The sequence below is a fragment of the Parasutterella muris genome, assembly GCF_943193095.1.
Taxonomy (GTDB): domain Bacteria; phylum Pseudomonadota; class Gammaproteobacteria; order Burkholderiales; family Burkholderiaceae_F; genus Parasutterella; species Parasutterella muris.
Genome location: NZ_CALPCV010000023.1, coordinates 1 through 15,318, shown reverse-complemented (window position 1 = coordinate 15,318; position 15,318 = coordinate 1). Strand labels below are relative to the sequence as shown.

The 15,318-nt window shown below is 51.2% G+C and carries 15 protein-coding genes and 1 tRNA gene; 5 read left to right on the top strand and 11 right to left on the bottom strand.

Annotated features, from left to right (window positions below; translation table 11 throughout):
• Window positions 1-5: 5 nt before the first annotated feature.
• Window positions 6-836 carry an NUDIX hydrolase gene (locus NFR90_RS08705; RefSeq protein ID WP_251452308.1) on the top strand — a complete coding sequence of 277 codons (831 nt, stop codon included), beginning with the start codon at window positions 6-8 and terminating at the stop codon, window positions 834-836.
• A gap of 62 nt (window positions 837-898) precedes the next feature.
• Here the strand turns inward: NFR90_RS08705 and iscX are convergent, their stop codons facing one another.
• From iscX to uvrB, 10 genes are all read right to left on the bottom strand, one after another.
• A complete protein-coding gene (gene iscX / locus NFR90_RS08700) occupies window positions 899-1,099 on the bottom strand; it encodes a Fe-S cluster assembly protein IscX (protein ID WP_160335777.1) in 201 nt (66 codons plus the stop codon).
• Window positions 1,099-1,437, bottom strand: coding sequence for an ISC system 2Fe-2S type ferredoxin (gene fdx, locus NFR90_RS08695; RefSeq protein WP_251452307.1), 339 nt, complete (start codon window positions 1,435-1,437; stop codon window positions 1,099-1,101). Before fdx ends, iscX begins: the two co-directional genes overlap by 1 nt.
• A gap of 3 nt (window positions 1,438-1,440) precedes the next feature.
• Window positions 1,441-3,300, bottom strand: a complete 1,860-nt coding sequence (gene hscA, locus NFR90_RS08690; protein WP_251452306.1) for a Fe-S protein assembly chaperone HscA — start codon at window positions 3,298-3,300, stop codon at window positions 1,441-1,443.
• On the bottom strand, window positions 3,300-3,800 hold the full coding sequence (hscB, locus tag NFR90_RS08685) for a Fe-S protein assembly co-chaperone HscB (protein WP_251452305.1): 501 nt from the start codon (window positions 3,798-3,800) through the stop codon (window positions 3,300-3,302). The genes hscA and hscB overlap by 1 nt, the downstream gene beginning before the upstream one ends.
• A gap of 17 nt (window positions 3,801-3,817) precedes the next feature.
• Complete coding sequence (gene iscA, locus NFR90_RS08680; protein ID WP_160335781.1) at window positions 3,818-4,141, bottom strand: iron-sulfur cluster assembly protein IscA; 324 nt, start codon at window positions 4,139-4,141, stop codon at window positions 3,818-3,820.
• Window positions 4,141-4,536 (bottom strand): Fe-S cluster assembly scaffold IscU, encoded by a 396-nt coding sequence (gene iscU, locus NFR90_RS08675; RefSeq protein WP_160335782.1) that lies wholly within the window; start codon window positions 4,534-4,536, stop codon window positions 4,141-4,143. Before iscU ends, iscA begins: the two co-directional genes overlap by 1 nt.
• Window positions 4,537-4,554: 18 nt before the next feature.
• Window positions 4,555-5,763, bottom strand: a complete 1,209-nt coding sequence (locus tag NFR90_RS08670; protein ID WP_251452304.1) for an IscS subfamily cysteine desulfurase — start codon at window positions 5,761-5,763, stop codon at window positions 4,555-4,557.
• Window positions 5,764-5,787: 24 nt separating this feature from the next.
• Window positions 5,788-6,267, bottom strand: coding sequence for an Rrf2 family transcriptional regulator (locus tag NFR90_RS08665; protein ID WP_160335784.1), 480 nt, complete (start codon window positions 6,265-6,267; stop codon window positions 5,788-5,790).
• A 150-nt stretch (window positions 6,268-6,417) separates the two neighbouring features.
• On the bottom strand, window positions 6,418-6,915 hold the full coding sequence (locus NFR90_RS08660; protein WP_160335785.1) for a low molecular weight protein-tyrosine-phosphatase: 498 nt from the start codon (window positions 6,913-6,915) through the stop codon (window positions 6,418-6,420).
• A gap of 153 nt (window positions 6,916-7,068) precedes the next feature.
• Complete coding sequence (gene uvrB, locus NFR90_RS08655) at window positions 7,069-9,117, bottom strand: excinuclease ABC subunit UvrB (RefSeq protein ID WP_251452303.1); 2,049 nt, start codon at window positions 9,115-9,117, stop codon at window positions 7,069-7,071.
• 517 nt (window positions 9,118-9,634) lie between these two features.
• Here uvrB and speF point away from each other — a divergent pair.
• Together speF and potE are read left to right on the top strand one after the other, a co-directional pair.
• Complete coding sequence (gene speF, locus NFR90_RS08650) at window positions 9,635-11,824, top strand: ornithine decarboxylase SpeF (protein ID WP_251452301.1); 2,190 nt, start codon at window positions 9,635-9,637, stop codon at window positions 11,822-11,824.
• A gap of 63 nt (window positions 11,825-11,887) precedes the next feature.
• Window positions 11,888-13,195, top strand: coding sequence for a putrescine-ornithine antiporter (gene potE, locus NFR90_RS08645; RefSeq protein WP_160335788.1), 1,308 nt, complete (start codon window positions 11,888-11,890; stop codon window positions 13,193-13,195).
• A 185-nt stretch (window positions 13,196-13,380) separates the two neighbouring features.
• Here the strand turns inward: potE and NFR90_RS08640 are convergent, their stop codons facing one another.
• Window positions 13,381-13,626 carry a hypothetical protein gene (locus NFR90_RS08640; RefSeq protein WP_251452299.1) on the bottom strand — a complete coding sequence of 82 codons (246 nt, stop codon included), beginning with the start codon at window positions 13,624-13,626 and terminating at the stop codon, window positions 13,381-13,383.
• 252 nt (window positions 13,627-13,878) lie between these two features.
• On the opposite strand from NFR90_RS08640, the gene NFR90_RS08635 reads away from it, so the two are divergent.
• Together NFR90_RS08635 and NFR90_RS08630 are read left to right on the top strand one after the other, a co-directional pair.
• A complete protein-coding gene (locus NFR90_RS08635) occupies window positions 13,879-15,081 on the top strand; it encodes an amino acid aminotransferase (protein WP_251452297.1) in 1,203 nt (400 codons plus the stop codon).
• Window positions 15,082-15,244: 163 nt separating this feature from the next.
• Window positions 15,245-15,317, top strand: a tRNA-Asn gene (locus NFR90_RS08630).
• Window position 15,318: the final 1 nt, after the last annotated feature.

The window sequence follows — 15,318 nt, the reverse complement described above, 5'->3', positions numbered from 1 at the left end:
CTGCCATGGATAGAAAAACGAGAATTGCCGAATTAATCGCGCAAAAGCGCGCAGAAGCCGCGGTACCGATCCCGGACGAGCGAATCCCCTTTGTCTTTAACGGGGTTCAGGTCGGTCATCTTCTGCGTCAGGACGCTCTGTTTCTGGTTCGGCGGTTCCGTTTTTTTGAGATTCGCGAAGACGCTCTGCTTTTTAGTGCTCAGGATTCGGCACAGGCCTCACGCAGGCTTGCCGCGGTTTCTCAGATTTTTAAAGCTGAACGCAAGGTGTTCGCTTGGCGCGATGAGCTGCTGCCCGTCGTTCCGATGCACGATCTTGGCAGAGCCTGCACATTGGCCGCAATTGAACGGGCAATGTGCCGTCCGTTCGCTTTTTCCACGTTTGCCGTACACCTGAATCCGTTCACAGAGGACGGCAGACTGTGGGTCGCCCAGCGCTCCTTTAAGAAAGCGATCGGGCCGGGCTACTGGGATAACTGTGCGGCGGGCATGGTGTCTCTGAACGAGAGTTTCCCTTCGGCGATGGCTCGCGAAGCTTATGAAGAAGCCGGCATTAAGCCGGGTACTATCGCGTTTTATTTCTGTTCCCGCCATCTGATTTCGCGCCCGGTACACGAAGGCTGGATGCGGGAGAATACAATCCTTTTCAACGCTGATGTTTCGGATTCATTCCGTCCGCACAACGTTGACGGTGAAGTGGAAAAATTTGAACTCATGACACCGGACGATATTCTTGATCGGATGGAAGCGGGACTCTTCACCTTTGAGTCTTCGCTCTCAATTCTGGTCGGTTTAGCCGCCAAGGAAGGCATGCCTACAGAGCTGGATCTCTACTAAATCCGAAGCAGACAAAAAACGGCCGAAATTTTCGGCCGTTTTTTGTCTGTGAAGCGCCTGAGCTATTCGCGTTCTTCAAGCCAAGCCATCAAAATCGCTTCAAGAATCTTTTCATTGCTCGCCTGAGGATCATCCTTAAAAACCGGCAGAGAGCAGATCATCGCGTGCATCTTTTCGAAACCGAGCGTGAGCGGATCTGTATCGGGGTACGTATCCGCAAGCTCAATCGCGATGTCCTGAGTGTCTTTCCAAGTCAGCGTCATCAGCCGTTCTCTCTTGCGTGGTTACGCGAGTATTTGGGAATTTCAACAGTAATATCTTCACTGCCGACCTTGGTTTGGCAGGTCAGACGGGAATTGTTCTGAAGCGCCCATGCTTCGTCCAGCAGATCTTCCTCTGCGTCTTCCGCCGGCGGTAGGCTGTCAAAGCCCTTCGTGATATAGCAGTGGCAGGTCGTGCAGGCGCAGGAGAACTCGCATGCGTGATCGATATTGACACCGTTGGCAATCAGACGGCGGGCGAGATTGGCACCTTCAGGCGCTTCAAACTCTGCGCCGTTCGGGCAGATTGTCGGATGGGGCAGAACTGTAATTTTCGGCATTATTTAAACCTCGTCAACTGTTTTTCCCTGAAGCGCTGCAAGAATAGTTCGATTCATTCTTCTTGCCGCGAAATCCTGGGTTCCGTCAGAAAGAAGCTTAATCGACAGCTTCAGGGCCTGTACATCATCTTGCGCTCTATCGGACTCAAGCTTAGCGATCATCGCGTCGATTCGAGCACGCTCCTCCTCGTTCAGAAGATCGCCGTCCTGGCTGAGCGCGGAATATACACTTTCCAACAGACGCGCCGCCTCGACCTTCTGCTCGCGAAGTTCGCGTGTCTTCATATCTTCCTGCGCATGACCGTAGGAGTCTTTCAGCATGCGTGTAATCTCGTCCTCAGAGAGTCCATAGGACGGTTTAACGGATACCGCGGCTTCCACTCCGGTTTTCTGTTCACGAGCGGTGACGGAAAGCAGACCGTCAGCGTCAACCTGGAATGTGACGCGAATACGCGCTGCGCCGGCGACATTCGGAGGAATTCCGTGCAGTGCGAATTTAGCGAGCGAGCGGCAGTCTTCGGCAAGGTCACGCTCGCCCTGCAGGACATGGAAAGACATCGCAGTCTGTCCGTCCTTAAAGGTCGTAAAGTCCTGAGCCATCGCGACCGGAATCGGCGTATTGCGCGGAATAATCTTCTCGACCAAACCGCCCATCGTTTCCAGGCCGAGCGAAAGCGGCGTCACATCAAGAAGAAGCCAATCGTCGCCGGAGCGGTTGCCCGCCAGAAGATTCGCCTGAAGCGCCGCGCCGATCGCTACGACCTCATCCGGGTCGATATTGGTCAGCGGTTCGCGCTCAAAGTAATCGGCCACAGCCTTGCGAATACAAGGCATACGAGTAGATCCGCCGACAAGCACCACGCCCTTGACTTCATCGCGCTTTAACTTCGCGTCCTTCAGTGTCCGGCGTGTCGCTTCAATGGTGCGCTCAACCAGATGATGCGTAATCGAATTGAAGACTTCGCGCGAAATCGTCAGGTTAACAATTCGGTCGCCGGACAGTTTGGCGTGAATTGTCGTTTTCGTTTCACCGGTCAGATTTTCTTTAGCGGCCTTGGACTTTGCCATCAGCATGCGGCTGTCAGCTCTTGTCAGCAGCGGATTACCCAGCTGATCAAGCACCCAGCAGTACAGGCGCTGGTCAAAATCGTCGCCGCCGAGCTGACTGTTGCCGCCGGTGGCAAGCACCTCAAAAACGCCCTTCGTCAGTCGAAGCACGGACACATCAAAGGTACCGCCGCCGAGATCGTACACGACGTAGAGACCTTCGGCGCTGTTGTCCAATCCGTACGCCAGCGCTGCGGCGGTCGGCTCGCTCAGCAGACGTAAAACGTTCAGTCCCGCAAGTTTGGCCGCGTCTTTGGTTGCCTGACGCTGAGCGTCATCAAAATACGCCGGCACCGTGACGACCGCGCCTACCAGTTCACCGCCAAGCGTCTGCTCGGCGCGGGCCTTGAGCGTCTTCAGTATGTCTGCGGAAATTTCTACCGGGCTCTTGACGCCCTGAGCGGTCTTAAGCTGAACCATCCCTTCACCGTGAACAAAGTCGTACGGCATATAGCGATGATTTTTAAGCTCTTCCGAGCCTCGCCCCATTAAGCGCTTTACGCTCGCGATCGTGTTCACCGGGTCGGTACGGGCGAATTCTTTAGCGCCCTCGCCGACCGTAATGCTTCCGTCTTCTCCGTAATGAACAACCGACGGGAGAAGTTTCCGATCACTCTCATCAAGGAGCACTTCGGCCGCACCGTTACGCACCGTCGCGACAAGAGAATTTGTGGTTCCGAGGTCAATACCAACAGCGAACCGCTCCTCGTGAGGAGCGGTTGACATGCCCGGTTCAGCAATTTGTAAAAGGGACATTATGAAAAATCCTGAAGCTGGCGATTTAAGAACATGATTTTTTTAATTTCCTCAGCCGCCAGCGCAGCATCGGACTTATCATCAAGCGCCTCTTTGACGCGGCGGATCAGATCCTGCCTCTCGGACTCAATTTCCTTTTTAAGCCGATCCAGCTCTGCACTGTCAGCGGCCGCTTTCGCATCTGCGATCGCCTCCCGGCGCTCGAGCTGATCAAAGAGGAAAGTTTCATCAAGAGTTCCGCTTCTTTCTCCGTCCACCACGACGCCCTTCATTGAGCACAGCAGTTTGCCGCGCTCAACCGGGTCATTAAGCTTGTGGTAGGCGTCGTTGATCAGTGCCGCCCATTGCTCAGCGACACGTTTCTCGGCATCGGACGCGGAGGCGAACCGGTCGGGATGAACTTTGCGCTGAACTTCCAGATACTTCTTCTGAAGCTGATCCTCGTCCAGATCAAATTTCGGTGCAAGACCAAAAATTTCAAACGGATTCAAAGCCGCCATGCCGCCTCCAATCAGAATTAAACGTGGAAGGACTTGCCGCAGCCGCAGCTTTCCTTTTCGTTAGGATTTTTGAACTTAAAGCCGGTGTTCAAGCCCTCACGAACGAAGTCAAGTTCTGTTCCGTCAATGTAGGGAAGGCTCTTCGGATCCACGATCACTTTGATGCCGAAGCTTTCGTAAACGTTGTCTTCCGGTTCAAGCTTGTCTGCGAACTCCAGGGCATAGGCCATGCCCGAGCATCCGCTGGTTTTCACTCCGACTCTGAGACCGAGCCCCTTACCGCGCTTAGCCAGAAATTCGGAAACGTGCTGCGCGGCTTTTTCTGTCAGCGTAACGGCCATTATTTCTGCTCCTTTTTCGCCTGTTTGCTGCGATAGTCTTCAACGGCCGCCTTGATCGCGTCTTCAGCCAAAATTGAACAGTGGATCTTCACGGGAGGTAGCTCAAGCTCTTCAGCGATCGCCGAGTTCTTCAGCTGTTCAGCCTCTTCAATGGTTTTGCCCTTAATCAGTTCTGTCACCAAAGAGCTTGAAGCGATCGCGCTTGTGCAGCCGTAGGTTTTGAACTTTGCGTCTTCAATGACGCCCTTGTCATTCACTTTGATCTGCAGGCTCAGCACATCGCCGCAGGCAGGTGCGCCGCGCGTTCCGGTACCAACATTGGGATCGTTTTTATCCATCCGGCCGACATTTCTCGGATGGTTGAAATGGTCCATGACTTTATCGCTGTATTGCATCTGAAATTCCTTTACTTTTTAGTGATCTGTCCATTTAACCTGTTTCAGGTCAACGCCTTCCTTGTACATCTCCCACAGCGGAGACATTTCTCTGAGTTCGGCGACTTTTTCCTTGATCAGTTTGACGGTGTAGTCAATCTCTTCTTCCGTTGTGAAGCGGCCGAGGCTGAAACGGATCGAGCTGTGCGCAAGCTCATCGTCAATACCGAGCGCTCTCAGAACGTAGGAAGGTTCAAGGCTTGCGGATGTGCAGGCAGAACCGGAAGAGACGGCGATATCTTTGCAACTTGCCATCAGCGCTTCACCTTCGACAAAGGCAAAACTCATATTGAGGTTAAAGCAAGCTCTGTGTTTCATGCTTCCGTTGACATGAACAGCCTCGATCTCCGAAAGGCCCTTGAGCAGTTTGTCGCGAAGCTTCTTGATACGGGCGCATTCTTCATCCATCTCAAGGCGAGCCAGACGATAAGCCTCGCCCATACCGACGATCTGATGAGTCGCGAGTGTGCCGCTGCGCATGCCTCTTTCATGGCCGCCGCCGTGAATGATGGCTTCGATACGAACACGCGGTTTACGGCGAACATAGAGCGCGCCCATGCCTTTCGGACCGTAGACTTTATGAGCGGAAAGGCTCATCAGGTCAATTTTCATCTTCTGCATGTCAAGCGGCATCTTGCCGACAGCCTGAGTGGCGTCCACGTGGAAAAGGATGCCTCTTTCGCGGCACATTTCTCCGATCTTCTCGATATCCTGAATGACGCCAATCTCATTGTTGATCGCCATAACGGAAACCAGAGTCGTGTCCGGACGCATTGCTTTGGCCAGTTCGTCCAGATCGAGAAGACCGTCTTCCTTGACGTCCATATACGTCACTTCAAAGCCTTCTCTCTCGAGTTCGCGCATGGAGTCGAGCACTGCTTTGTGTTCTGTTTTGACGGTGATCAGATGCTTGCCTTTGTCTTTGTGGAAGCGCGCGGCGCCCTTAAGCGCAAGGTTGTCGCTTTCTGTCGCACCGCTTGTCCAAACGATTTCCTTCGGATCAGCGTTGATGAGCTTAGCCACTTCGGCGCGTGCGTTTTCTACCGCTTCTTTGGCTTTCCAGCCGTACTCATGGCTGGTACTTGCGGCGTTGCCGAAGTTTTCATAGAGCCACGGAATCATCTTGTCGACAACTCTCGGATCAACCGGTGTGGTCGCAGAATAATCAAGGTAAATAGGGAACTTCATTTGTGTCTCCAAAAGGCTGAGCCTTTAATGAGGGGTTGTCTGTGATTTTTCGGTTAAATTTCTGACGATCGAAATCTTCTGGATGCCTTGGTCTTTCAGAAGTTTTTGCTCTGCAAGTCCTTTCAGCGTAATCCCGCTGAGGAAGCGTCTCATTTCCTCGTTGAGCCTGTCCCAAAGATCAAAAGTAATGCACTCGCCTTCTCCGTCGCAACAGTCTCGATCCTTCTCGCAGACTGACTTCTCAAGAGAGGCGTCCACCGCGTCGAGAATCTGCATCACCGTGATTTGATCCGCAGGCTTGGACAGGCGGTAGCCGCCCGTGGGTCCGCGGATTCCTTCAAGCAGCCCGGCCCGACGCAGTTTTCCAAAAATCTGCTCGAGATAAGCGCTTGAAAGATGACGGCGCTCGCCAATCGCCGCGATCGTCACATACTGCTCCGGGTCATGGAGCGCGATATCAAGCATCGCAGTTACGGCAAAACGTCCTTTGGTTGTAAGCTTCATACTATTTCCGATCTAATACGTCGGAAATAATACTCTTAATAATTTCCGACCACAACTGTAGGAAATAAGAGAAAAATAAACGGAGGCCTCAGAATGAGGTCTCCGTCATCAGATTATCGAATCGACAACTAAGCGACGGTCATTTCCGACTTAAAGGGATGAGCCGGGAACGTACATTGAAGCGCGTTTTTTGACGACTTCCAAAAGTCCTTCGCAGGCGTCCTCGCAGTAATCAAGGACGGTGTTGAACCCTTCGTTGCCTCCGTAGTACGGATCAGGCACCACCGCGGTATCGTATTCACTCGCGTATCTCATCAGCAGCGCGAGTTTGTGTTTATACATAGGCGGGCAAATCTGCTGCATCGCGGTCAGATTTTCCCAATCCATAGCGAGAATAAAATCGCATTCTCTGAAATCATCTGCGGTAATCTGGCGGGCTCTCAGCTCAGAGAGGTCGTATCCGCGCTTGCGTCCCGCGATCTGCGCACGCACGTCAGGCGCTTCGCCCACATGATAGCCGTGCGTACCGGCCGAATCCACCAATACTTTGTCAGAGAGGCCAGCCTCTTTCACCATCTTTTTAAAGACAGCTTCCGCCGTAGGAGAACGACAAATGTTCCCCATACATACAAACAATACTTTGACCATTTTTATTTCTTGATTAATTGTCGAACTTAATTTTTTTCACACATACCGCAAAGGTGCAATACGCGCTTATACAATAAGGATATAGCGCAAACCGACCATTTGCAAAATTATAAGGGTAATCCTTAATAACGCAAACTATTTTTTTGTTTCTGCCTAATTCTTTGCTCCGGATTCCTCGCCATCCACGCTCGCACCGAAAACCTGCCTCTTAATGAGGGCGATTTTGTCTCGAACCTGAGATGCCTTTTCGAACTCTAAGTTTTTAGCGTATTCGAACATTTCATTTTCGAGCCGCTTAAGTTCTTTTGCGAGCTGCTTCGGATCCATCGCCTGGTAATCATCACCATCGATTCGTGAAAAATCATCTTCCAGGATATCTTCTTTATATACACCGTCAATAATGTCTCGGATTTCTTTTTTCACGCTCTTTGGCGTGATGTGGTGCGCGACGTTGTACGCGTGCTGTTTTTCACGTCGGCGAGCCGTCTCGTCGATTGCCCGCCGCATAGAATCCGTGATGTGATCCGCATACAGAATCGCCTTGCCTTCCGCGTTTCTCGCCGCTCGTCCGATCGTCTGGATCAGGGAGCGTTCGCTTCTCAGGAACCCCTCTTTATCCGCGTCCAGAATGGCCACCAGCGTGACTTCCGGAATATCCAGGCCTTCACGCAGCAGGTTAATGCCCACCAGCACATCAAAAACACCCGCTCGCAGATCGCGAATAATCTCAACACGCTCGACCGTATCAATGTCCGAATGCAGATAGCGAACCTTCACATCGTTATCCTGCAGGAATTCGGTTAAATCTTCCGACATTCTTTTTGTCAGCGTGGTGATCAGGACACGCTGTCCTTTAGCCACTCGGGTTTTAATTTCTCCGAGCACGTCGTCAACCTGCGTCGCAGCAGGCCGCACCTCCACTTCCGGATCGAGCAGCCCGGTCGGGCGCACCACCTGCTCGACAATCTGGGAAGAATGATTCAGCTCATAGTCGGCGGGCGTTGCCGACACAAACACAGAGCGGCGCATTTTGCGCTCGAACTCGTCAAATCTGAGCGGGCGGTTGTCTTTAGCGCTCGGCAGACGGAATCCGTAATTCACCAGAGTCGACTTTCGCGCATTGTCTCCGCGGTACATACCGCCGATCTGCCCGAGAAGCACGTGGGATTCATCAAAAAACATCAATGAATCTTTCGGCAGATAATCGATGAGCGTCGCGGGCGGCTCGCCTTCTTTCGTTCCTTCGAGGTGGCGGCTGTAATTTTCAATACCTTTGCAGAAACCGACCTCATTGAGCATTTCCAAGTCAAAGTGCGTGCGCTCGCGGATTCTCTGGGCCTCAAGCAGCTTGCCCTCGGCAATAAACTTTGCTTCCTGCTCCTTGAGTTCCTGCTTGATCGCTTCAATCGCTCTGAGAATCTCCGCTCTCGGCGTGACGTAGTTCGATGTCGGGTAAATCGCGAATCGATCCACTTTCTGGCGCACCTTTCCGGTCAGCGGGTCAAAGAAGTACATCGCTTCGATTTCATCATCAAAAAGCTGGATTCGAAGCGCCATTTCGGAATGCTCAGCCGGGAAAACGTCGATCGTATCGCCTCTGACACGGAAAGTTCCGCGCGTGAATTCCATATCATTTCGATCGTACTGAATACGCACCAAGTGGGAAATCAGGTCTCTCTGCTCGATTTGTTCTCCGACTTTGAGGATGAGGCGCATCTCCGTATATGACTCGGGGCTGCCGATGCCGTAAATGGCCGACACGGTTGCCACAATGATGACGTCTCTTCGCTCGAGCACACTCTTTGAAGCCGAAAGTCTCATCTGTTCGATATGCTCATTGACGGCAGAATCCTTCTCAATAAAGAGGTCGCGCTGCGGCACATAGGCTTCCGGCTGGTAGTAGTCGTAGTAACTGACGAAGTATTCAACTGCATTTTTAGGGAAGAAGTCCCGCATTTCGGCGTACAGCTGAGCCGCTAAAGTTTTATTCGGAGCCATGATTAAAGTGGGCAGCCCAGTTTGGGCAATCACATTTGCCATGGTATAGGTCTTACCGCTTCCGGTTACACCGAGCAAAGTCTGAGCAGTCAGTCCGTCCTCAATCCCTTCCACCAGCTCTTTAATCGCATTGGGCTGATCGCCCGCCGCATCGAAAGGCTGATGAAGTTCAAAGGGTGAATTTGGATATTTAATAATTTTCAAGTGGAGCGCTCCGAATGAATAGTTTCATTAAAAATACTATGCAGTTTGCTACTTAAAAAATATTTTTTGCAACTATTCGCTTCTCCGAAATAGGTTTACGAAATGTGCCATTTTGTAAGACAAAGCCTAGAATAAACCCGTGCTTGAGAAGATCAAGCACGATCATCTTTATCCATTAGGAATACTGCCATGTGTGTATTTAATATCGGCAAGTGCCTATTTAACATAGGCATGAGACGCACGCGTCATCTCACGCAGTTTTTAATGCGTGAATGCTTCTCGTTTGACAAGTTTTCCTCTTCCGGCTGCTAGTCCTTCCGTTTCTTTTTTGTTTGAAAAAGAAACGCGCTTATTTTTTCCTATCACATCTCTAAATTTGGCTGCTCGTTAATTTCGAGCATGGGGTTCTATGTCCTTAACGAATACAGGACAGGATTTTTATCGCCAAAACACAGAGATCGATTCCTAAATTTAATAACCGCTCATTATTTATAAATAAGCGGCGAGGACTTTTATTATGCAAAAACTTAAAGTAGCAGCATCCCCGAAGATCAGAAACATCCTTGACGTTGAACGCGAAGTTCTGGATTTAAACTCTGCAGACTTAACTGAGATTTCCGCTGTCGTCATTGATTTGGAAGACTACCGCAACGGTCGTCTTAAACGAGTAGACGCTTCTGCTTTCGGTCTTCCCATTTTCCTTATGCTGAACGCAAATGAGGAAACCCCGAAAGAGCTGATCGGCCGTATCGTCGGCGTCATTAATGACGAACCCACCAACCGCCGTCTGTACGCCCGCCAGATTGACGAAGCCGCGCTCCGTTATGAAAGCAAAGTTCTTCCCCCGTTCTTTGACTCCTTGAACAAATATGTTCGTCAGGGCAAGGCCCAGTTCGACTGCCCGGGACATCAGGGCGGTGCTTATTACCGCAGACACCCGGCTGGCCGCGCGTTCTATGATTTCTTCGGTGAAGAAATCTTCCGCTCCGACCTGTGCAACGCCGACGTTTCCATGGGTGACCTTCTGATTCACGAAGGCGCTCCGCTCGCAGCACAGAAAGCCGCAGCCAAGATTTACAACGCGGACAAAACTTACTTCGTCTTAAACGGCACATCCGCTTCCAACAAAGTCGTTCTGAACGCCGCCTTGACCCCGGGCGATCTGGTTCTTTACGACCGCAACAATCACAAGTCCGTCAACCACGGTGCTCTTTTACAGGCCGGCGCTACTCCGGTCTACCTTGAAACAAGCCGCAATCCTTACGGCTTCATCGGCGGTATTGACGAACACTGCTTTGACGAAAAATATCTGCGCGACTTAGTTCGTGAAGTCGCTCCTGAAAAAGCTGACGCAAAGCGTCCGTTCCGTCTTGCCGTTATTCAGCTCGGCACATACGACGGCACTATTTACAATGCTCGTCAGGTTGTTGACCGTATCGGTCATCTATGCGACTACATTCTGTTTGACTCCGCTTGGGTCGGATATGAACAGTTCATTCCGATGATGCGCGACTCCTCTCCGCTGCTCTTGGACCTCGGACCTGAAGACCCCGGCATTTTCGTCACACAGTCTGTACATAAACAGCAGGCCGGTTTCTCTCAGACTTCTCAGATTCACAAGAAGGACTCTCACATTAAGGGTCAGGCAAGATACATCCCGCACAAGGTTGTGAACAACGCCTTTATGATGCATGCTTCCACCAGCCCCTTCTATCCGCTCTTTGCCGCTTTGGACGTCAACGCGAAGATGCAGGAAGGCGAAGCCGGAAGAAATCTGTGGGCCGACTGCGTACGCACAACAATTGAAGCCAGAAAGCTGCTTCTTGCGACTTGCCATTACATTAAGCCCTTCATCCCGACAAGAGTCAACGGTACACCGTGGCAGGATTATCCGACCGCTCAGATCGCAACCGATCTGAACTTCTTCAAGTTTGTCCCGGGTGAAAAATGGCATGCTTTCGAAGGCTACGGCTCAAATCAGTATTTCGTTGATCCGTGCAAGTTCATGCTTACCACACCGGGCATCAATACTGAAACCGGTGAGTATGAAGAATTTGGCGTACCGGCCACAATTCTTGCCAACTATCTCCGCGAAAACGGCATCATTCCCGAAAAGAATGACCTTAACTCCATTCTCTTCCTGATGACTCCTGCCGAAGACAAAGAGAAGATGGATCATCTCGTAACGCAGATCGCCAGATTCGAACGTCTGCTTGACGATGACGCTCCGCTTGAAGAAGCTCTTCCGGCTATTTATAAAGCCAATGAAGAACGCTACAAGGGTTACACGATTCGTCAGCTCTGTCAGGAAATGCACGATTTCTATAAAGACAGAAACATTAAAGAGCTGCAAAAGAGAATGTTCCGCAAGGACTATTTCCCGAAATCCGTTATCAATCCGCAGGCCGCTCACTTTGCTTTCATCAGAGGCGACGCTGAATTGATTCCGCTTGATCAGGCCGAAGGCCGTGTTGCCGCAGAAGGTGCTCTTCCCTATCCTCCAGGAGTTCTCTGCTGCTTCCCGGGCGAAGTCTGGGGCGGTCCGGTTCTGGAATACTTCCTCGCTTGGGAAGAAGCGATGACCCGCATGCCGGGCTTCGCACCTGAACTTCAGGGTGTTTACGTCAAGGATGAGAACGGTAAGAAGCGCGTCTACTGCTACGTTCTCAAAGAAGACGTTGCCAACAAACTGATGCAGTCCAAGTAAATAAAAAGATCCCAAGTCAATCTTCCTTCGGCGCCCCGGCGCCGAAGGCCTGAGAGGAAAAAAATGTCTGAAAATCGTGCAAAAATGTCTGTAACGCAGCTCACACTGCTGACTGCGATCAATATGATGGGTTCCGGTATTGTCATGCTCCCGACAAAACTCGCTGAAGTCGGAACCATTTCCATTCTGTCCTGGCTGATTACCGCGCTCGGTTCTCTGTGCTTAGCCTATGCTTTCGCGAAATGCGGTATGTTCAGTAAGCGTCCCGGCATGGGCGGCTATACCGAATACGCCTTTGGCAAGGCCGGCAACTTCATGGCCAACTACACATACGGCGTCTCGCTGCTTTTCGCCAATATCGCGATTGCGATCACCTGTGTCGGCTACGGCTCTGAATTCTTAGGCATCGAGCTTTCTCCGGTTGCTGTATGCGTTTCCACCATCGCAGTTCTCTGGGTCTGTACAGCGGCCAACTTCATGGGCGCCTCCATCACCGGCAAGTTCTCTTCCGTCGCTGTCTGGTGTGCCATTCTTCCGGTTCTCGCTCTGTCCGTTATCGGCTGGTTCTGGTTCAGCCCCACCATGTACGTTGAAGCATGGAACCCGCACAATGAACCCTTCTTCAGTGCTGTCGGCGCTTCCATCTCCATGACGCTGTGGGCCTTCCTCGGCCTGGAAAGCGCCTGTGCCAACAGTGACGCTGTCGATAATCCTGAAAAGAACGTTCCGATTGCGGTTATGGCTGCGACGATCGGCGTGGCGATCATCTACATCGTCTCCACCAATATCATCGCCGGTATTGTTCCGAACGCTGAACTGGTTAAATCCAATGCGCCTTTCGGTCTGACCTTCACCATGATGTTCAACTCCACGATCGGCAAGATCGTCATGATGCTGCTCGTTCTGTCCTGCGCCGGTTCCACACTCGGCTGGCAGTTCACGATCGCCAAAGTTTTCCAGCAGTCTGCTGTTGACGGTTTCTTCCCGAAGGTTTTCGCCAAAGTGAACAAGTGGGAAGCTCCGGTTGCCGGCATGCTGATCATCGTTGCGATCCAGACCTGCTTCTGCTTCATGACCATCAGCCCCGAACTCTTCAAACAGTTCAACACGCTGGTTGACCTTGCAGTTGTGACAAACATCATGCCGTACATCCTGTCCATGGCTGCCGTCGCAGTCATCATGAAGGCTGCCAAGGTTGAAGCTTCAAAAGCGAAGTTCTATGTGTTCATCGGATTTATCGGTGCAGTCTACAGCTTCTACGCTCTCTTCTCCACAGGCATCAATGAAGTCTTCTACGGCTCTCTGGTCACATTCTTAGGCTGGACACTTTGGGGATTCATCGCACCGCGTTTTTCAAAAGATGAAGCCTAATCAATAAAGCTGAAAGTCTCTTTTAAAGGGCTCGCTTCCGGTTATCGGAAGCGGGCCTTTTCGTTTCACCAATAGGAAAGGCCGACGGAGATTGGTTATTTGCATAACCGGCTCGCATCGGCCTTTGGTTTCGGGAGCGGTACTTCCGAGCTTTTACCCGGAATAAGCCGCCGTTTATTCCCGATTTATTTCTTGGCAACCATATAGGGCTCTTGGAAGAGTTTGCCTGTGTAGTCAACTTTGACGAGAATATGTTTATTCTCGACCTGAATTCCCCCCTGCTTCACTTCCTTACGGACAAAAGCAGTTTTCTCAGCCACAAACTTTCCCTGAGCAAGGGCCTCGGGACTCCAGCGATGCACAATCTTCGCATTAGCCGCAGCGGAGGCGGCGAGAAGACACGCGGCGAGTACACAAATTCCAACTTTCATTTCTTTCTCCTTGTTGCTTCATGTTAACTCAAGGCAAGTCATTAACCGGAAGGCTCAATTGAAAAATTTTCACCTTCACCCTCCACTATAAACATCTCCAATGATTTGGAAATACGAGAAAACCCGTCAGGCACAAGTTCTGTATGAGGGTTTGGTACGAATTTCGCAATTGATAGAAAAAAACAATAAATCCTGTCACCTTTTGGATTAATCTTGAGTCATACCTTTTATCCAAACTCTCAAGAGGAAATGATGTCTGAATCTATTTTTGATGTTGTTGCGCAAGCCCCCGAAGACCCCATTCTCGGTCTGAATGAAGCCTTCAAGACTGACCCGCGCGAAAAGAAAGTCAATTTAAGTATTGGCGTGTACTGCACAGAAGAAGGAAAGGTTCCTCTGCTGAATGTTGTTGAAAAGGCCGAGCAGAAGATTCTTGAAGAGGGTGCTCCCCATACTTACCTTCCCATTTCCGGTCTGCCTTCATTCACGAGCGGCGTTCAGAAGCTCCTCTTCGGAGAGGACTCCACTCTGATCAAAGACAAGAAAGCCGTGACAGTCCAGTCGCTTGGGGGCACCGGCGCACTGAAAGTCGGCGCAGACTTCCTCGCTCAGGTACTTCCGAATCCGGAAGCGATTGTGAGCGCTCCGACCTGGCAGAATCACGTTGCTATTTTTGAACAGGCCGGTTTCGAAGTCGGCTCCTACCCGTACTATGACAAGGCAAGCGGCGAGATTAACTTCCCCGCGATGCTTGAATCGCTGAAAGGCCTCAAAGAAAACACTGTTGTGATTCTTCACGCCTGCTGCCACAACCCGACAGGTCTTGATCTGACGCAGGAACAGTGGGCACAGGTTGTTGACGTATGCGCCGCACACAAACTGATTCCTTTCCTTGATATCGCCTATCAGGGCTTTGGCGACGGTCTTGAAGAAGACGCAGGCGCCATCCGTCAGTTTGCCGCTTCGGGCATCACATTCCTTGTTGCGAATTCCTTCTCGAAGTCCTTCTCCCTGTATGGCGAACGTATCGGTGCTCTGACTGTTGTCTGCCACAACTCGGAAGAAGCCTCCAGAGTTATGAGTGCGCTTAAAGCGGTCATCCGCGCCAACTACTCCAACCCGCCCGCCCATGGCGCCAAGATTGTCGGTCAGGTTCTTAACGATCCGGAGCTTCTTGCTCAGTGGCACGCAGACCTGAAAGAAATGCGCGAACGCATCAAAGAGATGCGCCGTGATCTCGCTGATGAACTCAAAGCGTTAGGCGCCAAGAAAGACTTCGAATTTGTGACACGTCAGAAAGGCATGTTCTCCTTCTCCGGTCTGACTCCCGAACAGGTTCAGCGCCTGAAGGACGAATTCGGCGTTTACGCGGTCAAGAGCGGACGTATCTGCGTCGCCTCTCTCAATAAAGGAAACGTCAAATACACAGCCGAGGCCATTAAAGAAGTCCTCTAAAACTTAGGCCAAAGCAAAGTTTCAGACGCCGCGCACCGCGGCGTCTTTTTTGTCTCTTTGTTTGCGTTCTGTCGATGAGTACGATCCAAGCGAAAAATTGAAAAAAATTTCTCTTTTCATTTGCACGAGTGACTTTGTTTGTGTATAGTTACAGTCTATTGATTCCCCGATAGCTCAGTCGGTAGAGCGACGGACTGTTAATCCGCAGGTCGTTGGTTCAAGTCCAACTCGGGGAGC